Origin of the sequence: Saccharothrix sp. NPDC042600, from assembly GCF_040647305.1 — a bacterium.
Taxonomy (GTDB): Bacteria; Actinomycetota; Actinomycetes; order Mycobacteriales; family Pseudonocardiaceae; genus Actinosynnema; species Actinosynnema mutabilis.
The window spans coordinates 60,944-80,765 of sequence record NZ_JBEZBW010000020.1; the positions used below are offsets into that span (position 1 = coordinate 60,944).

General features: G+C 74.4%; 17 protein-coding genes. 5 read left to right on the top strand and 12 right to left on the bottom strand.

Annotated elements, in window-relative coordinates:
* Positions 1–41 precede the first annotated feature (41 nt).
* From AB0A74_RS15840 to AB0A74_RS15860, 5 genes are all read right to left on the bottom strand, one after another.
* Positions 42–3,086 carry an AAA family ATPase gene (locus AB0A74_RS15840; protein ID WP_358249929.1) on the bottom strand — a complete coding sequence of 1,015 codons (3,045 nt, stop codon included), beginning with the start codon at positions 3,084–3,086 and terminating at the stop codon, positions 42–44.
* Positions 3,086–4,996, bottom strand: coding sequence for a trypsin-like peptidase domain-containing protein (locus tag AB0A74_RS15845; protein ID WP_358249931.1), 1,911 nt, complete (start codon positions 4,994–4,996; stop codon positions 3,086–3,088). Before AB0A74_RS15845 ends, AB0A74_RS15840 begins: the two co-directional genes overlap by 1 nt.
* A gap of 4 nt (positions 4,997–5,000) precedes the next feature.
* Positions 5,001–6,158 (bottom strand): serine protease, encoded by a 1,158-nt coding sequence (locus tag AB0A74_RS15850; protein WP_358249933.1) that lies wholly within the window; start codon positions 6,156–6,158, stop codon positions 5,001–5,003.
* On the bottom strand, positions 6,155–7,213 hold the full coding sequence (locus tag AB0A74_RS15855) for a hypothetical protein (protein ID WP_358249935.1): 1,059 nt from the start codon (positions 7,211–7,213) through the stop codon (positions 6,155–6,157). Before AB0A74_RS15855 ends, AB0A74_RS15850 begins: the two co-directional genes overlap by 4 nt.
* A gap of 134 nt (positions 7,214–7,347) precedes the next feature.
* Positions 7,348–8,073 (bottom strand): SDR family oxidoreductase, encoded by a 726-nt coding sequence (locus tag AB0A74_RS15860; RefSeq protein ID WP_358249937.1) that lies wholly within the window; start codon positions 8,071–8,073, stop codon positions 7,348–7,350.
* Positions 8,074–8,171: 98 nt separating this feature from the next.
* Between AB0A74_RS15860 and AB0A74_RS15865 the strand changes: the two genes are divergently transcribed.
* Positions 8,172–8,516 carry a helix-turn-helix domain-containing protein gene (locus AB0A74_RS15865; RefSeq protein ID WP_358249939.1) on the top strand — a complete coding sequence of 115 codons (345 nt, stop codon included), beginning with the start codon at positions 8,172–8,174 and terminating at the stop codon, positions 8,514–8,516.
* On the opposite strand, the gene AB0A74_RS15870 is transcribed toward AB0A74_RS15865, so the two are convergent.
* On the bottom strand, positions 8,513–9,730 hold the full coding sequence (locus AB0A74_RS15870) for an amidohydrolase (protein ID WP_358249941.1): 1,218 nt from the start codon (positions 9,728–9,730) through the stop codon (positions 8,513–8,515). The genes AB0A74_RS15865 and AB0A74_RS15870 overlap by 4 nt on opposite strands.
* Before the next feature lie 159 nt (positions 9,731–9,889).
* Here AB0A74_RS15870 and AB0A74_RS15875 point away from each other — a divergent pair, with 159 nt between their 5' ends.
* Positions 9,890–10,483, top strand: a complete 594-nt coding sequence (locus AB0A74_RS15875; protein ID WP_358249943.1) for a TetR/AcrR family transcriptional regulator — start codon at positions 9,890–9,892, stop codon at positions 10,481–10,483.
* 4 nt (positions 10,484–10,487) lie between these two features.
* On the opposite strand, the gene AB0A74_RS15880 is transcribed toward AB0A74_RS15875, so the two are convergent.
* Entirely contained in the window at positions 10,488–11,414 is a 927-nt protein-coding gene (locus AB0A74_RS15880) for an aldo/keto reductase (protein ID WP_358249945.1), read from the bottom strand.
* Between the two features lie 111 nt (positions 11,415–11,525).
* Between AB0A74_RS15880 and AB0A74_RS15885 the strand changes: the two genes are divergently transcribed.
* Positions 11,526–12,872 (top strand): amidohydrolase family protein, encoded by a 1,347-nt coding sequence (locus AB0A74_RS15885; RefSeq protein WP_358249947.1) that lies wholly within the window; start codon positions 11,526–11,528, stop codon positions 12,870–12,872.
* On the opposite strand, the gene AB0A74_RS15890 is transcribed toward AB0A74_RS15885, so the two are convergent.
* On the bottom strand, positions 12,869–13,966 hold the full coding sequence (locus AB0A74_RS15890; protein ID WP_358249949.1) for a hypothetical protein: 1,098 nt from the start codon (positions 13,964–13,966) through the stop codon (positions 12,869–12,871). The genes AB0A74_RS15885 and AB0A74_RS15890 overlap by 4 nt on opposite strands.
* A gap of 97 nt (positions 13,967–14,063) precedes the next feature.
* Between AB0A74_RS15890 and AB0A74_RS15895 the strand changes: the two genes are divergently transcribed.
* Positions 14,064–14,915, top strand: a complete 852-nt coding sequence (locus tag AB0A74_RS15895; protein ID WP_358249951.1) for a metallopeptidase — start codon at positions 14,064–14,066, stop codon at positions 14,913–14,915.
* A 143-nt stretch (positions 14,916–15,058) separates the two neighbouring features.
* Complete coding sequence (locus AB0A74_RS15900) at positions 15,059–16,051, top strand: RICIN domain-containing protein (protein ID WP_358249952.1); 993 nt, start codon at positions 15,059–15,061, stop codon at positions 16,049–16,051.
* Between the two features lie 52 nt (positions 16,052–16,103).
* Here the strand turns inward: AB0A74_RS15900 and AB0A74_RS15905 are convergent, their stop codons facing one another.
* From AB0A74_RS15905 to AB0A74_RS15920, 4 genes are all read right to left on the bottom strand, one after another.
* Positions 16,104–16,535 (bottom strand): hypothetical protein, encoded by a 432-nt coding sequence (locus AB0A74_RS15905; RefSeq protein WP_358249954.1) that lies wholly within the window; start codon positions 16,533–16,535, stop codon positions 16,104–16,106.
* A gap of 163 nt (positions 16,536–16,698) precedes the next feature.
* Entirely contained in the window at positions 16,699–17,604 is a 906-nt protein-coding gene (locus AB0A74_RS15910) for an anti-sigma factor RsbA family regulatory protein (protein WP_358249956.1), read from the bottom strand.
* Positions 17,601–18,446 (bottom strand): MEDS domain-containing protein, encoded by an 846-nt coding sequence (locus tag AB0A74_RS15915; RefSeq protein WP_358249958.1) that lies wholly within the window; start codon positions 18,444–18,446, stop codon positions 17,601–17,603. Before AB0A74_RS15915 ends, AB0A74_RS15910 begins: the two co-directional genes overlap by 4 nt.
* A gap of 151 nt (positions 18,447–18,597) precedes the next feature.
* Entirely contained in the window at positions 18,598–19,596 is a 999-nt protein-coding gene (locus AB0A74_RS15920) for a S1 family peptidase (RefSeq protein WP_358249960.1), read from the bottom strand.
* Positions 19,597–19,822: the final 226 nt, after the last annotated feature.

Genomic DNA, 19,822 nt, shown 5'->3' on the forward strand with positions numbered 1-19,822 from the left:
GGGGGTTCACCGTCCGAGACGCCCGGAACCGCCCGGGGTTGCTACACCAGCCGCGAGAACAGGCGCTCGTGGGCGTCGTCCCACGCTTCGAAGGCCTCATGGACGTCCCGGACCAGGCCCGACGCGGGGTGGCGCTCGTGCAGGCCGGCCAGGAAGGGCCGCAGGACGCCCGACCGGTCCACGTACTCGACCAGTTGGACGATCGCCGCGTGTTCCACCGCGTCGGACAGCGCGTCGGGGTGGAAGTCGGCGGTCGGGACGGGCAGCACCTCGGCCGCCGCCTCCGCCACCGCCCGGACGCCCAGGTGGTCGGCCACCGCCCCGGCCGCCAGCCGGACCGCCGGGCGCAGCTCGGGGTTGTCGCCGCGCAGCACGTGCACCAGGTCGGCGGTCAGGCGGGACGGGACGATCCGCGCGCGCGGCCAGGTGCGGGCGAAGCGGGCGGACCACTCGCCCAGCAGTTCGTCGCTGCGCAGCGACCACGGGGCGGTGGGCGGGTCGGCCGCCGGGTCCGGCCCGCCGACCAGCGTGGCCCAGTCGCGCAGCCACGCCGGGTCGGGCCGGAACAGGCCGGACAGGCCGTGCAGGACGGTCGCTTCGCCGGCCGCCGCCCGCACGACGGCCCGGCGCAGTTCGTCCACCGGGTACAGGTCGCGTTCGCGCCCGGACCGGCCGAAGTCCCTGCCGCGCAACAGCAGCAGGAACCGGCCGCCGGAGGCCAGGAAGCGGTCCAGGTCGGGGCCGCGCAGGGCGTCCACGCGGCGGTCGTACTCGGCCAGGTCGTCGGGGTCGTGGGAGGCGAGCGCGTCGATCAGGGCGAAGCGGTCCACCCGCGCGCCGCCGGGTACGCGGGTGACCGTGGGCCAGTACTGCCGCCAGCGCGCCGCGTCGCAGTAGGCCCGCGCCAGCCACTCCGGCTCGGCCGCGTCACCCCGGCGGCGCAGGCGGTCCTCGAACAGGCGCACCGCGTGCTCGGCCAGGCCGTCGGCGAGCAGGTGCGCGCCGTGCGCCGCCAGCCACGGGTTCCACACCTCGGCGGGCAGCTCCAGCGCCTCCTCGTCGGTCAGGTCCTCGCCGCGCAACGCCCGCAGTTGCGCGGCCACGCGCGGGGGGAAGTCGCCGCCCGGTGGCGGGAAGCGCCCGCCAAGGACCTCGGTGACCGGCCGCCGGCCGTCCTCCAGCATCAGCAGGTGGTACAGGGCCTCGGCGCCGGCGGCGTCGTCACGCAGGTGCTCGTCGCGGCCCGAGGCGTACCAGTCGGCGGCGGCGCGGTGGATCGCGCGGACGCGGTGGCCGTGCGCGGGGTCGCCGGACATCATGCGTAGCACCGCCCGCCGCACCTCGGGGTGGTGGCGCAGGCCGTCGTGGGCCGCCGCGACCAGCCACACCTCGTCGCCGAGCAGGTCGACCAGGGCGTGCTCGTCGCCGTCGGCCAGGTCGATCCCGCAGTGCGGCGCGAGGACGTGCCGGACCAGGGCGGGCGTCACGCGGCGCAGCACCAGGCCGGGGTGGGCGAGCCGGCGCACGCGGTCGTCGCGGATGTGGCCCAGGAACCGGTCGTAGAGCACGGCGGCGCGCAGCTCGTCGTCCAGGCCGGGGTGGGTCTCGTGCGCGGTGGCCACGAACCGGCGGCGCTCGGCGCGCGACAGCTTGCCGTAGAACCGGGCCGCCACCCGCAGCGCCAACGGGTTGCCGCCGACCGCGCGGGCCACCACGCCGGCCGCGTCCGGGTCCACGCCGAACCCGGTGATCACGCGGACCGCCGCGTCGGCGTCCAGGTCGCCCAACTCCAGCGGCGGCAGCATGGCCAGGTCGTCCATCGTGGACACCGGCGCGCGACCGGACACGATGACCCGCAGGCCGTCCAGGCCCATCTCGTGCCGCAACCGCCAGATCCACTCCTGGACGCGCCGCTCCGGGTCGTTCCACCCGCCGCGCCGCGCCCCGGCCACCGGGCGGTCGCGCTGCCACTCCTCGAACGTGTCCAGCACCAGCACGACGGTCCGCCCGCGCAGGTCGTGCAGGTCGAGCAGGACCCGCGCCTCCAGCTCGAACCCGGTGGCCGTGCGCACGTCGGTCTCCACCGACTCCACCGCCAGGTCGGTGCGCACCTGGCGGCGCTCCTCGCGGGCCTGGTGGCGCAGGGCGGAGAAGTCGGCGGAGGCGACCGGGGCGGCCCAGCCCAGTTGGCGGGTGACCTCGAAGGACAGCTCCAGCTCGGCGTTGACCCGGAACACCACCCGGTCGAAGTCGATCACCACGGCGATCGGCCCGTCCGGGGCGTCGGCGTCGAGCTGCCGCTCCAGGTACGGCCGCACCAGCGCGGCCAGCAGCGTCGACTTGCCCGCGCCGCCCACCCCGGTGACCGCGAGCACCGGCACCGGGCCGGCCGGGTCGGCGGGCGCGCACACGAAGTCCCGCAGCACCGCCAGCTCGCGGTCGCGGCCGTGCACGCCCATGTCCAGCAGGGTCGCGTAGCTGTCCCGGACGGCCATCAGCCCGGCACGCCGGCGGGCCTCGGCCAGGTAGCCCTGCCGTCCGCCCAGCGGCGCGGCCCACGTCAGCGCCTGGAGGACCGCGCGGTCGTCGCGCTGTTCGCGGGCGAGCCCGCGCAACAGCTCCCGCGCGCCGCCCCGCCCGGCGGCGGCCAGCTCGCGCAACGTCCTCCCGGCTTCGTCGGTCGGGACCCGGGCGGCGTCGTCCAGCGCCGCGGCCACCCCGTTCGCCGCGGCGAGCCGGGTCAGGGCCTCCTCGCGCGGCCCGCTGCGCATGGTCCACCGCCAGTCGCCGGCGACCAGCGCGCGGTCGAAGTCGATCGCCACGACGTCCAGCACCCGGTCGGCGTCCTCGGCGGGCAACCCGCGCACCAGGTCACGGGGCGCGACCGCCCCCGAGAGCGCGGCCCGGTCCCGCACCGCGCGCACCGCGCCCTCGGCGACCGGCGGCGGCTCGGGCGGGGCCAACCGCCGCACCAACGCCTCCCGCTCGGCCGCCGACCGCCCCGCCAGGAACGCCGCCAGCAACCGGTCGGCGTCCGTCCCGCCGACCGCGGCGGCGGGGTCGAGCCCCGGTCCGTGAGCGGCCATCACGCCACCTCGCGGGCCTTGAGCATGCTCAACACCAGGTCGATGGCCTTCGTCGCCGCCCGGTACCCGGTCAGCCCGCCCGCCTTGGCCCGCTCCAGCGCGAACCCCGCGAACGCCACGTCGTCCGGCCCCGGCGCGCCACCCGGCCCGACCAGCGCGTACGCCACGTCCTCGGCCGTGGGCGGCTTCAGGTCCTCCACCGACAGCGCGAACCGCTCGGGCGGCGTCTGCTGCCACGACACCATCACCAGCCGCACGGTCCGGTAGTCCGGCAGCGCCCCGATCAACGTGAGCAGCAGGTTGTCGATCCCGTGCTGGTCGCTGACCCGCGCCCGGTCGAACCCCTCGAACACCAGCCACACCGCGCGCCGGCCGCCCACGCCGTCCAGCGCCGCGCCCAGCCGGGGCGCGATCCCGTTGCGGACCCGGCTCTGCCCGGTGGTCACGGGCGCGCCGCACGTCGCGTCGAGCTCGGCGGACAGCGTGCCCGCGATGTGCTCGGCGAACCCGGCCGCGTCGGTGGCCAGGGCGTTGGCCACGTCCAGCGCCACCACCACGCCGTCGCTGTGGGTGCGCACGTACTCCCCCACCAGCCGCTTGGTGAACCGCAGCCCGGTGTCCGGTTCGCCGCGCACGATCAGCAACCGGTCCTCGGCCGGCGCGCCCTCGCGCAACGCCCGCCACAGCCGCTCCTGGGTGCCCCGGCGACCCACGACCCGTCGGGGACCGGCCGGGCCGCGCACCTCCTGGAGGTAGGGCACCACGTCCTCCAGCTCGTCCAGCTTCGCCAGCCACCGGCACACCGGCACCGCCCGGTTGCGCGCCCGCGCCGGCACGCCTTGGGCGTCCCCGACGGCCTGCAACGTCCGCCCGCCGCCCTGGTGCAGGGCCACCACCCGCCATTCGTCGTCGAACAGCGGCGCGCCCGACGAGCCGGCCACGGTGTTCGCATCGTGCAGGTACCGCACGGCGGGCGCGCCGAGCTGCTCGTCGAGCTGCCCGATCGACCACAGCAGCGGCTCGGCGGTGCCGCTGGCCCGGCCCGGGTGGTGCAGGACGTGCACCGGGAACGGCTCACCGGGCGGTCGCGCGCCCAGCCGGGTGCGCCGGTCCACCCGGCGCGGCCGCGCCAGCCGGATCAGGGCCAGGTCCCACGGGCCGTCGGCCTCGGTGATGCCGGAGATGTCGCGGACGTCCGGCAGCCCCAGGCGTTCCGACGCCGTGGGCAGGCTGCACCACGCGAGCCACCGCGCGTCCAGCTCCGCCTCCTCGCCCTCGAACACGCGCACCTGGTCGGGCACCGCCTGCAGACCGGCCGCGCCGCGCGGGTCGGCGGCCGGCGGGGGCAGGTAGTCCTCGGCGTAGCCGAAGGTCAGCCTGAGCTTCTCCCGGCTGCCCTCGACGGCGGTCATCACGCCGTTCTCGGCCCGCACCAGCGCCGCGACGACGTGCGCGGCGGTGGCGACCAGCGTGGGCCGCACCAGCACGCCGGTGCCGTGGTGCCGGCCGTCGATGTCGATGCGGCACACCCGGTCGCAGCTGTCGAGGAACCGGCGGGCCGACACCAGCGCGCTCTTGGGCGTGAAGTCGCCGTTGACGAACAGCTGGAGGTTGAACGCCGTCGCCCCGAGCAACGCGGTCAGCCGCTCCTCGAACCCGGGCAGCACCAGCTCGTTGTTGATCAGGTCGATGGCCAGCCGGCGCAGCAGCCCGCGCCCCTCGGCGACGTGCAGCGCCTCGGCCGCGAACTGGAACGGGTCGGCCCCGGTGTCGCGGCGCAGGTGGATGCCGTGCGCCAGGCGCAGCGGCTCCCACACGCGGTCGAGCAGGACGGGGTCGTCCAGCCTGACCGCGTGCGCCAGCGCGACCACCCCGGGGTCCCAGCGACCCTCGTCCACCGGCGCCGCCACGGCACTACACCCCCACCGCCGCGTCCAGGTCGGAGGTGATCCGCTCGGCCGCGTGCGCCCAGTTCTCCCGCAGGTGGTTGCCCGCGAAGTGCAGGCCCAGCACGGTCCGGCCGTCATCGTCGAGGTCCACCAGCGCCGAGCCGGAGTTGCCGCCCAGCGTGCTGATGTCGTGGGTGAGGATCCACCCCTTCGGGTCGTGGGCGACCTCGCCCGCGCCGGCCATGATCGCGCCGGGGGCCAGCCGCTTGAAGCCGCGCACGCCCGCGAAGATGCTCGCGAACAGGTCCGGCGAGGTGGACCCGCCCGGGTAGCCGACCAGGTAGACGCCGCGCCCGCGGGTCGCGAGCCCGCCCATGCTCACCGGGTCGTCGCCGCGGGCCACCTTGACGGGGGCGGGGAACGGGCGGCCGGGCACCGGTTCCAGTTCCAGGATCGCGAGGTCCAGGCCGCCGAAGTTCAGCTCCGGGAAGTCCGGGTGCCGGGTGCCGGCGTCACCCTCGCGGCCGACCGCGACGACCCGGCGGACGGGGAACCGGCGCTCGGGCAGCGAACTGCGCACCTCGTGTCCGAAGTGGACGGACACGCCGGTCTTGAGCCGCCCCTGGAACCGGCCGTCGCTGCGCACGCCGCCGGGCGCGATGGCTTGCAGCACGTGGAAGTTCGTGGCCACCAGGCCGTCGCCGACGACCCAGGCGGTGCCGTGGTAGCCCAGCCGGACCTCCGGCGACGGGTCGTCCACCCGGCCCACCGACCGGCACACGTCCCGCACGGCGTCCGACACCCGCGACAGCGAGGCCGCGAACAGCCCCAGCGACGGGGTCTTGAGGTCCACGAAGTCGTCCTCGACGAACAGCACGGGCCGCGACCCGTCCGCCCGCACGACCGCCTCCAGCCCGGACATCTCGTCCTGGCCCAGCGACGCGTCGACGCCGTCGCCGTAGAGGTGGCTGATCGCCTCGTTCGCGTTGTCCAGCAGGGCGCGCTTGGCGTCCTCGTCGGCCCGCACCCCGGTCTTGCGCTCCACCCAGGCGATCTCGGCTTCGAGCTTGTCGAGCAGTTCGGACTTGGGCGGCGGGGTGCCGGGCGCGCCGCCGACGCCCTCCAGCCGCGCCGCACCGCGGCCCTGGCCCAGCAGGTGGAGGTAGTTCCTGGCGTCGGTCATGGCGTCACCCGCAGTCGTTTCCCGATCTTGCCGGTCATGGTGGCGGTGCCCGCCGCCGCGCCGGCCGCCACCAGGCGGTTGTCGGCGAGGCGCAGCACCAGGTACGTGATGCTCACGTCGGCCACCAGTGATACGTCGTCCCGGCCGATCGGCCGGTCGTTCACCAGCTGGGTGGTCGTGCCGGCCGCGCCCTTCACCAGCACGACGTGGTCCACCGACCCGTCGTGCAGCGCGTCGTGCAGGCACGCGTCGGCCCACGGCGAGCGCGTCGCGCCGTCCGGGACGGCGGTGATGGCGGCCAGGAAGGTGTCCACCGAGGCGAGGAACGACTTCAACTCGTCGCGCTCCGCGTCCTGCGCGCCGCCGAGCCGGTCGATGCGCTCGGCGACGTCCTTGCGCCGATCGTCCAGCGCCGCCAACGCGGCCTCGACGCGGGTGGCGGTCGGCATCCGGAAGTCGTCGTGCCGCACCACGAGGTTCTTCGCCAGCAGCCTGCCCAGCACGCAGGCGGCGGAGGCGAGGTCGTCGGCCGGGACGGCAGCGGTGGTCACGGTCCGCTTGCTGGACGTGAGCTGCAGCAACGCCGGCACCGCCTGCGTGACGAGCGCGCCGACGCCGAGGACCCCCATCGCCTCCTGCATCGAGGGCTGGACCGTCTTCAGCAGCTCGTCGGCGGTCCGCGTCAGCCGCTCGACACCGTCCACGACCGCCCGGTGCGCGGCCGCACCGCCCGCGAGGTCCACGTCCGTGGTGACCAGCACCGGCCCGGACGGCTTGAGGCCGTGCACCACCTCCGCGACCTTGGCGGCGGCGTCGTCCAACGCCCGCAACGCCAGCGCGCTGCCACGAACGGCCTGGTCACCGGCCACCGTGGTCGCCCCGGGCTGCACCTTGGACAGGTCGGGCACCAGCGCCGCCCACTTGTCCCGCTCGGCGCGGTCGGCGGCGATCCGCGCGGCCCGCGCGTCCGCCGCGGCCTTCTCCGCCTCCGCCGCCTTCTTGGCCGCGTCCGCGTCGACCGCGACCCCGCGCGCACCGTTTTCCTTCGTGTCCATGGCGAGGACCTCCTGCCGTCACGGCGTGTGACTCGCCGTCACTCCGGTCCTCGCCACGTCCACCCGGCGTATTACCGTTGGCGGAACAGGTTCACCCGTTCAGGCGAACGCGCCCGTCACCGCCGGTAGGCCTTTCAGATGATGTTGTGGCCGCCGTCCACGACCAGGTTCTGCCCGGTGACGTAGCTCGCGCGCGGCGAGGCCAGGAACAGCACCACCTCGGCGATCTCCGCGGGCTGCGCGACGCGCCCCAGCACGGTGGCCTTGCCGACCTGCTCGGCCACGCCGGGGTTCATCGCGAGCACGGTGTCGGTGGCCACCGGTCCGGGCGAGACCGTGTTGACCCGGACGCCCTTGAACTCGACCGCCCACGTGCGGGTCAGCGACTCGACGGCGGCCTTGGTGGCGCTGTAGACGGCGGCGCCGGGGATGCCGACGGCGGTGGCCATGGTGGAGACGTTGACGATGCTGCCCGACCCCTTGGCCACCATGCCCGGCGCGAGGGCGGCGGTCAGGAAGAACAGGGCGCGGACGTTGACGTCGAACATGAGGTCGTAGTCCTCCACCGTCTGCTCGACGGTGGGCGCGAACGGGTAGACGCCCGCGTTGTTGACCAGGATGTCGAGGTCCCCGACCTCGGCGGCCAGCCGCCGCACGGCGTCGAGGTCCCCCATGTCCGCCTCGACGAACCGCGCGACCCCACCCTCCCCTTCGATCTCCCGCACGGTCTCGGCACCCCGCCCGGCGTCCCGCCCGGTCACGACGACCTCGGCCCCGGCCCGAGCCAGCACCCGCGCGGTCTCCCGCCCGATGCCCGCCGTGCTCCCGGTGACCAGCGCGACCTGCCCCTTGAGTTCCACGACCACCCCAGTTTGTTCGATGTTCGGTGACTATCGAACACCAACCTAGCGCCCGTCGTTCGATGTTCGCAAATCATCGAACAGCTACCATCGTCCTCGTGCGCCACAAGGACACCGACCCGACCGTCGAGCAGCTGCGCCTGCCCGACGTGATGGCGGCGCTGAGCGACCCGCTGCGCCTGGGCCTGGTCCGCCTGCTGGCCGACGGCGAGGAACGCAACTTCGGCGAGTTCTGCGCACCGGTGGCGAAATCGACCCTGAGCCACCACATCCGAACCCTGCGAGCAGCCGGCGTGCTCCACAGCCGCAACGAGGGCACCCGCTGCTACCTGACCCTGCGCCGAGCCGACCTGGACACCCGCTTCCCCAACCTGCTGGACGCGATACTGGCCGCAGCCACCCACGACGAGGTAGGCGCCCACGTAGGCCTACAGGACACCTAGACCGGCATCCACGCCCGAGCGGCGGTGACGAGGGCGGCCACGCCTACGTCCAGGGTCGGGTTGATCACCGGCGCGAACAGCGGTGAGTGGTTGGCAGGGATGGTCGCCGCCACGTGTCGAAGCTCGTCAAACGTCGCAGCCCCCGCGAACGCCCCCGGATCGGCCCCACCCAACAGCCAATACACCAGCGGAACCCCAGCCGCCGTCGCGAAAACCCCCACGTCCTCGCTCCCCGTCACCGGCCCCGGATCGACAACCCGATCAGCCCCGAAAGCGACAGCCAACGCCTCCCCCACCCGACCCGCAGCCGCCGCATCATTGACCGCCGCCGGAAAGCTGGTCAGCACGGTCACCTCGGGTTCCCGGGGCGCGCCGGACGCCGCCGCCTCCGCCCGCACGATGCGCTCGATCGCGTCCAACGCCCGCGACCGCACCACCGAGTCGTAACTGCGCACGCTGAGCAGCAGTTCGGCGTCGTCGGGGATGATGTTGGCCACCGTGCCCGCCCGCATCGCACCGACCGTCACCACGCACGTGTCCCCGCCCGCGATCTCCCGCGACACCACGGTCTGCAGCCGCAACACCGTCGCCGCCGCCATGACCACCGGATCGACCGCCGCCTCCGGCCGGGACCCGTGCCCGCCGCGCCCGTGCAGGACCACCCGCACGGTGTCCGCCGCCGCGAACGCCGGACCCGGCCGCACGCCCAGCATCCCCGCCGGGATCGGGGCCACGTGCTGCCCCAGCACCACGTCGGGCTTGCCGAACCTTTCGAACAGGCCGTCCTCGACCATCGCCTCCGCTCCCCCGCCCACCTCCTCGGCGGGCTGGAACACCGCGAGCACCGTGCCGCGCCACCCGTCACGCCCGGCGGCCAACTGCCGAGCCGCACCGATCAGGCAGGTCACGTGCACGTCGTGGCCGCACGCGTGCGCCACCGGCACCTGCTCGCCGTCGCGGTCCGCCACGGCGGTGCTCGCGTAGGGCAGGCCGGTCTTCTCCCGCACCGGCAACGCGTCCATGTCCGCGCGCAGCAGGACCGTCGGGCCGTCACCGTTGCGCAGGACGCCCACCACGCCCGTCCCGCCCACGCCCTCCGTCGTGTCGAAGCCGGCGGCGCGCAGTTCGCGGGCGGCGATCGCGGCCGTGCGGGTTTCGGCGAAGGCCAGTTCGGGGTGCTGGTGGAGGTCCCGGTACAGGTCGGCGAGGTTCACGACGATCACTATCGACGGCCGCGCCACGCCCGGCAAGCCGGCCCATACACTACGAATCCACACCCACCGACCCAAAACCCCCCGACCCACGACCCACCGATCCGCGAACCACGGATCGATACGCTACGGATGTAGACACAAGCACCGGCGAGGAGCGGCATGCCCAAGGTCATCGACCACGACGAGCGGCGGGAACACATCGTCGACGTGACCTGGGACCTCATCGTCCGCGGCGGGTTCGAGGCGGCGACGATGCGCGAGATCGCCGCCGCCGCCGGGTTCGCCAACGGCGCGCTGAAGCGGTACTTCGCCAGCAAGGACGCCCTGGTGGAGGCGACGTTCGACCGCGCGCTGTCGCAGGTGCACGCGCAGATCGCCGCCGCGACCGCCGACCGCTCGGGCCTGGAGGCGCTGCGCGTGCTGTGCTACGGCGCGATGCCGCTGGACGCGAAGCGGATCACGGCCGGCCGCGTGCTGCTCGCGTTCTGGGACATGTCCCTGGGCAACCGCCGCCTGCACGACCGCTACGCCGAGCACCTCCGGTCGTGGCGCGCGGCGCTGCGCGAGCACATCCGCCAGGGCCGCGCCGACGGCGACATCCGCACCGCGACGCCGGACGAGCAGCTGGTGGACGAGATCGTGCTGATGAACGCGGGGGCCAACGTGATGAGCCTGGTCGGCCCCCGGTTCTCGACGCGCAAGCTCCAGAAGGCGCACCTCGACTCCTTCTTCGACCGCCTGACCCGCCCGTAGGACCTCACCAGGAGCCGTCGGCACGCACCCCGCGGTCGGCCCACAACGGGTCCAGCGCGGCGCGGAGCTCCGCACCGTGGTCGGTGGCCAGGCGCAGCGCGCCCAGGTTCTCCCGCAACTGCGCGAGCCGGCTCACCCCGAACAGGACGTTGGCCACCGCCGGGTTGGTCAGGCAGAACGCGATGGCCGCCTGCGCGGGCGTCGCGTCGAACCGGGCCGCGACCAGGGCCACCTCGTCGGCCGCCGCGCGGATCGCGTCCCGGATGCCGCCGGGGTCCGCGCCGATCTTGCGCTCGGGGAACTTGCGCCCCGCCAGGATGCCGCCCTCCAGCACGTCCGAGGCCTGCAGCACCAGCCGCCCGGACTCGAACCACGGCCCGTAGTGCTCACCCTCCGCCATCGACCGGCGCGCGACGCTGTACTTGAGCTGCGCGAACGTCGGCGGCACCAGCCCTTCGGCGTCGGCGAACTCCAGAGCCGCCGCCAGGTCGCTCGCGACCCAGTTGTTCACGCCCCACACCGCGAACCGCCCGGCGCGGATCTGCTCGTTGACGTCGGCGACGATGGCCCGCACGTCCGGCGGTGACATGTAGTCCCCCACCACCACGCTGTCGAACCGCTCGACCCCGATGCGCTCCAGCGAGGTCGTCAGCTGCCCCTCGAGCCCGGTCGCCGGGTACTCCCACAGCCACAGCTTCCCGCACAGGTGGTACTCGTCGCGCCCGATCCCGGCGGCCCGCACGGCCTCGCCGAAGATGATGTCGGTGCGCGCCTGCTCGGCGTGCGGCCCCATGTTGTAGTGCGCGACGTCGAACAGGGTCGCGCCGGCGTCCACCGCGTGCCGCAGGAGCGTGACCGCGTCGGTGAACTCCATGCGGTCCCAGGTGTTCCACGAGCCGAGCCCGAAGACCGGCCACTGCTGTTCGCCCATGAGAAGCACTCCCTCTCGCCGCGCCAGGTTCGGGTTAGTCTACACACATAGACTAAAACCTTGATCCCTTGCGCAACAGCAAGCATCATGAGGTCGCTTCATCTACATCCGTTGACGGAGGACGCCGTGCCGACACCCCCACCCGCCGACCTGGTGCTCACCGGGGGCACGGTGCTGACCTTCGACGCCCGCGACCGCGAGGCCGACGCGCTGGCCGTCGCCGGCGGGCGCGTGGTCGCGGTCGGCGACGTCGCCGACCTGGTCGGCCCGGACACCCGCGTGGTGGACCTGCGCGGCCGGACGGTCATGCCCGGCGTCAACGACTCCCACCTGCACGGCGCGTGGCTGGGCGCGCTGTGGCCGCGCACCCTGTTCGGCTCGGAGGGCGCGGTCGAGCACGCCGAACCCCTGATCACCGACGCCGAGGGCCGGCGCAAGGCGATCCTGCACACCGGCGACCTGCTCTCCCGGCTCGGCGTCACCAGCTACACCGAACCGGGCCTGGGCCCCGGCGAGGACGCCGGCCCGACCGGCTGCTTCGGCAGCGCGGTGCTCGACGAGTACGCCGCCCTGGCCGCCGAGGGCGAACTGCGCGCCCGCGTCACCGTCCTGCGGCTCTTCGGCGAACTGGACGGCCCCAGCTCGCTCCGGGCCTTCGAGGCCGGCCTGGCCACCGCGCCGCCGACCGCCGACCCGCGCTGGCTCAACGTCACCGGCGTGAAGATCTTCGCCGACGGCATCCCGCCCATGCGGTCGGCCTGGACCCACCACTGCTACGCCGACGGCACCTCCGGTCACCTGCTGGTCGAGGGCGAGCACGACCCCGACCGCGAGGCCAACCTGCGCGCCATGATCACCCTCGCCCACCGCGCCGGCCACCAGATCGGCGTGCACGCCACCGGCGACCGGACCACCGAGGTCGTCGTGGACGCCCTGGCCGACGCGATCGCCGCCCACGGCCCGGCGGGCCGCCACTACCTGATCCACGGCGACCTCGTCCCGCCGCACGTGCTGGACCGCCTGCCCGCCCTCGGCATCGGCCTGAACACCCAACCCGGCATCGCGGTCACCACCGCGCCCTGGCTGGCCGCCGCCCTGGGCGAGGACGTGGTGCGCACCGCGTGGCCGCTGCGGGACGCGTTCGAGCGCGGCGTGCGGGTGTGCCTGAGCTCCGACGCGCCCGTGCTCGACCCGGACTGGCGGCGCGGGGTCGCCGCCGCCGCCCGGTGGCTGGACCTGCCCGCGAGCCGCGTCCTGATGCGCCGCCTGCTGCGCGCCTACACCGTGCTGCCGGCGCACCAGGACGGCGCGGAGTCGTGGAAGGGCACGCTGGAGGTCGGCATGGCGGCCGACCTGTGCGTCCTGGAGACCAACCCGCTGGACGTGGACCCCGCCGACCTGCCGCACGTCGGCGTCGCCATGACCGTGGTGGACGGCCGGGTCGTGTTCGAGGCCTAGGACAACCCGGGGAACGCCCGGCGCAGTTCGGCGAACAGCACGTCGTGCCGCCCGTGCCCCATGGTCGCGGCGGCGGTGTGCACGACCTCCACCGCCGCGCGCAACGGGTCCTCCCCGGTCACCGCGAACAGCACCGGCAGCGCCATCGCCTGCTGGAGGAAGTTGTCGGTGCGCCCGTCCGGCGTGGTGATCAGGGTCTGCGGCACGGTGGGGTCGGCGAACAACCGGTCCCACGGCTCCCGGTCGTCCTGGAACGGCGGCGGCAGCGGCTCACCGCGGTCCGCCGCGTCCAGGGCGGGCGCGATCCACGAGACGCCGTCCAACCCCGCCTCCACGCACGCCCGTCGCGCCGCCCAGCGGGCGATGTCGCGCTGCACCTCTTCGGGCGCGGCTGCCAGCGCGTCGAGCAGCGGCCGGTCCATGCGGGCGAGGTTCAGGGCCGGCCGCCGCATCGCCACCAGCCGGGGATCGGGCAGCACCCCGCCCCACTCACGCACCAGCGCTTCGTGCCGCGCCCGCTCGTCCGCGCGCCGACGTTCCTCCTCGGCCGCGAGCCGGGCGCGTTCCTCCTCCTCCGGCGTCGGCGGCGGGGGTTGCTCGCGCGCGAAGGCGTGCCAGTACTCGGCCTGCGCGCTGGTCTGGCGGACCACGGCGTCGGGCGCGGGCGGTGCGGGCCAGAACTGGAGCAGGTACCGCTCTTTCGCCACGTCCTCCGGCTCGCCCGCGTTCTCGCGGTCCATGCCGACACCGCAGTAGCGCACCCGGTAGTCCGTCTCGGCCAGGTCCAGTTCCTCGGACCACTCGCCGGCCCAGCCCACCAGCGACGCCTCGCCGATCGGCCGGAACGACGCCTCCACGACGTCTTCCCATTCCGCGCCAAGGGAAGGCTCACTGTCGTGCAGCTCGACGGTGAAGCCGACCTCGCCGGTGTGCAACCCGGTCATGAGGAACAGCGTCCCCGGCACGGACGCGCCGAGCAGACCGTTGCGCTGCCCGCCGAAGCAGCCCCGCATGTCGCCGCCGATCTCGACGTCGCTCTCGACCGACAACTGCCCGTAGTGGACCCACACCGCGTCCTGTAAGAGAACCCGCACGGTTGCACTATCGCGTACGTCCACCCGGGCGGTGTGACGCGGTTCCCGGAACCGGTCGGCGCGGACGTTCGTATTCCCCGGTGTCGGAGGAAGATCGTTGGAAGGGTTGGTGGACCAGGTGACCGACGGCCGCGAGGAACTCGTCCCCCTGCGCACGGACTTCGACGCGGCGTGGCGCGGGTTCGACCGCCGCCAGGTCCGGCACTACGTGGCGGCGGTGGAGGCGGATCTCCGGCTGCTCGCGGTGGACCGCGACGCGGCGGTGGCGCGCGCCGACGACCTCGCGCGCGAACTCGAACGCGCCCGCGCGGAGATCCGGGAGTTGCGGGACGCGCTGGACCGGGTGTGCCGCACGCCCGTCGAGCCGGAGGCGTTGTCCGAACGGCTGCGCCGCATGCTCGAACTCGCGCACGCCGAGGCCGACGAGGTCACCGCGCGGGCGCGGGCGGCGGCGGACCAGGCGTGGGAGACCACCCGCCGCGCGACCGAACGCCTGCGGGAGCGGCACGAGCGCTTGGTCGCCGACCTCGACGCGCGCCGCCACGAGATGGAGACCGAGCACCGCGACCTGCTGCGCCGCACCCGCGACCAGGTGGACGCGATGACCCGCCAGGCCGAGCAACGCCGCCGCGACCTGGACGAGCAGGCCGCCCGCCTGCGCGCCCGCGTGCAGGCCGACTTCGAGGTCGCCATGGCGGCCCGCCGAGCCGAAGCGCTCCGCGAGGTCGCCGACCAGCGCGCCGCCGCCCGCGCCCACGCCGAACGACTGGTCCGCGAGGCCGAGGACCGAGCCCACCGCCTGGTCGCCGAGGCCCGCGCGCGAGCCGACCGGCTCGACGCCCGCCGAGCCGGCATCGCGGAGTCGCTGGCCGAAGCCGAACGCCTGCTGACCGACCTCGACCCCCTGCTCGACCCCCTGCCGGAAGAAGCCGAACTACTCGCCGCCTGACCCGCCCGCCGCCGTCTCCGCACAGCCCCGGCCGCGCACCCCGCGCTGGTCCGTTCGAGTGATCATCGGCCTCCCCGGGGAGACGCCCGCCCGCCGCTCCACGTACGGGGCGCGGGCGAGGTGCCCGCCGGGAAGGAGACATCATGCGCACAGCGTGGAAAGCACTGCGGACCCTGGGGCTCCTGGTCGTGGTCGTCGCCGGCGCGTTGCTCGGCACGGCCGCGCCCGGGTGGGCGTTGCCGGTGTTCGTCAACGACGAGACCTGGGCGTACCTGAGCAACCCCCAGACCGGGATGGCGGTGGACGTCGAAGCCGCGGCCACCGGCGACCAGGCGCGCGTCCAGACGTGGCCGTTCCACGGCGACCTCAACCAGTACTGGCAGGTCAAGAAGGTCGCTGGCACCCCGTACGTGCTGGTCGTGGCCGCGCACAGCCGCCGCTGCCTGGACGTGCGGTGGGGCGACTGGAACAACGGCACCCCGGTCTGGCAGTGGGGCTGCCACGGCGGCGACGCCCAACTGTGGCAGCCCGAGCAGGTGGCGGCCGACGGTGCGGGCGGCGTGACGTTCCGGCTGCGCAACAAGGGCAGCGGTCGGTGCCTGGAGATCCCCGGCGGCATGGCGGCGCACGGGGCGAAGCTGGGCATCTGGGACTGCCACGGCGGTCGCAACCAGGAGTGGCGCTACGGCAGCTACCTGAGCAACCCGGCGCGCGGGCACGTGGCCGACATCCCGGGGTGGCACCCCCACCCCGGCATGGGCGCGCAGATGTGGACGTTCCACGGCGGCACGAACCAGCAGTTCACCGCCGCCTACACCGCGGGTCACGGGGTGAGCGCCCGCAAGCTGCGGGTGGCGCACTCGGGTCTGTGCCTGGGGCTGCAGAACGCCGACATCGGCCGCAACGGGGCACGGGTCGTGCAGCAGGTCTGCGAGACCGACCCGCGCGGCGACGCCAACCAGGTGTGGTTCGAGGAGCGGGTCGCGAGCGACAAGTGGGGCTGGCCGATCCACCGCTACCGCAACGCGGCCAGCGGCAAGTGCCTGGACATCTGGGTGCACGACGCGGCCGTGGGCGCGCGGGTGCTCCAGTGGGACTGCCACAACGGCTGGAACCAGCAGTGGCGGGCCAGGTGAGGTAGGCGGGGCGGGTCTGGGACCGGGTGCGTCGAGCGCACCCGGTTCCGGCTCACGCCGACGGTTCCTGGAACACCATGACGGGCACGTCCCGCACGACCCGGGCAGCCGCCACCGGCTCCTGCACGGGCAGCGCGACCACGTCCTCGGCCACGTCCTCGTCAAGACCGAGGACGGGGTCCAGGTCGGCCACGACGTCGTGCTCCGCCACGGGCGCCGCGGGCGCGGTCTCGACCACCAGGTGCTGCTGGGCCTGGTTGATCCACAACAGCCACATCACCTCGTCCCGGTGCCCCCGGAACTCGGCTTTGAGCGCCGACAGCGCACCCCGCACCCGAGCGACCAGCACCTGGTCCTCGGCCACGGCCCCCCACACGGCCCGCGCCCCGGCGTCCCGCGCCTTGACCATCAGCCGCACCTGCTCCGCCAACTGGTCGGCCGCGAGCTCCGACCAGGCAGCGGCAACTTTCCGAGCTCGGTTCACAATGCACATCCTCGCTCAGCCGACCCCCTGCCGGTGGTAGGACACGGAGTAATCCATCTCTCGTTTCCGCCGTCCGCAATGGACGCCGCCGCTCCCGACCCCGCCAATCGAGACGGCGTCGGAGACCGGCCTTCGGAGATCCACAGTGGACCTCGGGCGGAGGTCAGGACAGGGCGAGCAGGGCCCGGACGGTCGTGCCGGCGGGGCCGGTGTGGAGGCGGACCAGGTCGGCCAGGTCGTTGACCATCAGCAACCCCCGCCCCGAGAGCTGGCCCGGCTCGGGCGGCCGCCGCCCGGCCAGCGGGTCGCTCAACGCCCCGCCGTCCCGGACCTCGCACACCAGGTGCCCGTCGGCCCGCCACACGCCCACCCGACAGGGCCCGCCGCTGTGGCGCAGGCTGTTGGTGGCCAACTCGGTGACGATCAGCTCCACGTCGGCGACCCGGTCCGACGCGCCGCACCGCGCCGCAGCGAACCGGCGCGCCTCGGCCAGGTCCCCGGTCGTGGACACCTCGAACACCGCGTCCGCCGGCGGCTCGGGCAGCGGCTCGTTGTAGCGGTCCAGCAGGCCGGGCACGTCGTACTCGTCGCTCTCGTAGGACGACGTCCCCTCCCACACCACGGGATGGGTCACCAACGCGTCCGCGACGGCCCGCTCCGACAACGACGACACGTCGTAGGGGCACAGGATCGTCACGTCCCGGCCGTCGAACGCCAGGTTGATCAACGCCTCGTGCTGGGCGCACGCCGGGTACTCGGTGGCGCTGCGCCCCGCCCACACCGGCTCGCCCACGATCCGGACGTGCCGGTCACGGTGCCGGTCGGCGAAGCGGCGCAGCACGCGGGCGATGATGCGGCCGGGGTTGCGGCCCTCGACGGCCATGTCCAGCAACGTCACGTGCTGCGCCAGCGCGCCCAGGCCGGAGCGCACCAGGTCGAGGCGGTCGCCCGGCACGGCCATCGCCACCGGGTGGCCGGCGTCGAGGCCCTCGGCCGCGAACGGCACCAGCGCCGCGAGGTACTCCTGGTCGGTCCGGTAGAACAGCGCGGGGTGGACGAAGGTGTTCATGGGATCTGCTCCACCCGGACGTCGGGGATGTCGAGGACCTCGACCAGGCGCGCCGCACCGGTGGCGCGGGTGCGCAGGACCAGGCCCCCGCCCCGCCGTCTCGCCGAGTCGGCCAGCATCAGCAACCCGCGGTGGTCGATGAACGACAGTTCCGGCGCGTGCACGACCAACCCGCCGGGCCCCGCGTCGATGCGTTCCAGCAACGCCCCGAGCAGCTCGTGCCCGGACGCGTCCAACTCCCCGCCCAACTCGAAAACACCGCCGGCCGGGCCGCTGTCGCCGTCGGGACGCACGGCCACCGCGTGCAACCGGAACGGCGCGGGCCGGTTCGCGCACGGGTGCACGCCGGCCAACTTGGTGATCGCGGGTCCGTCCAGCTGGGTCGTGTCGTAGCCGCACATCGCCGAGAACGGGCGTTCGGCCATGTACCGGTCCACCAGGTGCTCGTACCGCAGGAAGGCGGCGAGTTGCGTGGGCGTGCGCACCAGCGGCGTCGCCTCCGCCGCGACCCGCAGCCCGGTGTGGCCGGCCGCCAGCGCCTCCTCGGTGGCCGCGGCGTAGGCGCGGACCTGGTCCTCGGGCACGACGACGGAACCACTCGCATAGGTGTCACCCAGTGAGGTGATTTGCGCAGCGCCGGACGCCAGCGCCTCCTCGAACCCGGACAGGACGCCGGTGTCGTCCCCGGCGGTGACGTAGCGGACCCGCTGCCCCAGCGCCAAGCCCTCGGCGAGGTACTCGCGCGCACGGTCCCGGAAATCCGCGATGTCGTCGTACGACCAGCACACGTGGTCGTGGCGACCCAAGTCGCGCGCGTGCTGCACACTCCCCGACCTGCGCATGAGCCAACCCCACCGTGAGAGTCCCGGATCGCCGGGCCGCGCGGGCTGGCTGCTGAACCCGGGGCGTGGAATGCCGGTCACACCCGGCACACCGCACTCTACACACCTCGGGTGCCCCCGGAAGAGGACCCGGGGACACCCGAGGCGACGCTCAGAACACCGACACGCCGTACTTGGCCAGCGCCTCGGTCACCGGCTGGTAGAACGTCGTCCCGCCGCGCCGGCAGTCGCCGCTGCCGCCCGAGGTCAGGCCCAGCGCGGTGCCCCGGTCGTACAGCGGCCCGCCGCTGTCGCCGGGTTCGGCGCACACCGTCGTCTGGATCATGCCGCGCACCGTGCCGCCGCCGGAGTAGTGCACGGTCACGTCCAGCGCGGTGACCGTGCCGCTGTGGGTGCCGGTGGTGCTGCCCCGGCGCGTGACGGACTGGCCCACGACCGGGTCGGCCGCCGCCGTGATGTCCGTGCCGCCGACGGTGCCGGAGATCGCGACGGAGGTGTTGGTGTAGCGGACGATGCCGTAGTCGTTGCCGGGGAAGCTGGACCCGGTGCGGTCGCCCAGCTTGGTCCGCTGCGCGGAGTCGGCGAACCACGCGGTGGCCGAGTCCGTGCAGTGGCCAGCGGTCAGGAAGTAGTACGTGCCGCCGCTGCGCACGTTGAAGCCCAGCGAGCAGCGGTACCCGCCGCCGTAGATGGCGTCGCCGCCGGAGATGAGCGGGGCGAACGTGCCGGTGGCGCGGTCGACGCGGGCCGCTCCCCCGGTGTCCTCGGCCGCCGAGCGCAGGCGCGCCAGGCGGTCGGCGGGCACGGAGTCGTCGGCGGTGACGACGACCTGGTTGGCGGCCGGGTCCAGGGCCAGGGCCGTGCCGGGGGTGGCGGCGTCGAGCGCGGCGCGCACCCGCTCCAGGTGCCGGGCGCTGCGGGTGACCAGGCGGGCCTGGCCGCCCGCCGCGCGCACGGCCGCCGCGGCCGCGTGGTCGGTGACGTTGACGACGAGCCGCCCGGCGTCGAGGTGCGCGCCGGCCGTGCGGTCGGGGCCCAACGACGACGTGACCGCGGCCAGGTCGGCCGGCGCGGCGGTGGCGGTGGTGGCGGGGATCAGCGCGGTCGCCGCGGCGACGGCGACGACGAGGGCATGACGAACCGTTCTCATTGCTCCGCCCTTTCGCAGGGGCGAGGGGCGCGGGTAGGCGCGACCCCTCGGACGGGTGTTTGAGACCCGTCCCACCCAACGGGACGGCGGAAGCGCGCACAAGGCTGCGAAGGGCTGACGCTTGCTGCACTGCGGAGGTCCGCAACCCTTTCGGGTTCGCGAACGGCGGCATGGTTTACCCGCCGTTCGGCGGAGGTAACTCCCTGCTGAACGGGTGCGAGCAACG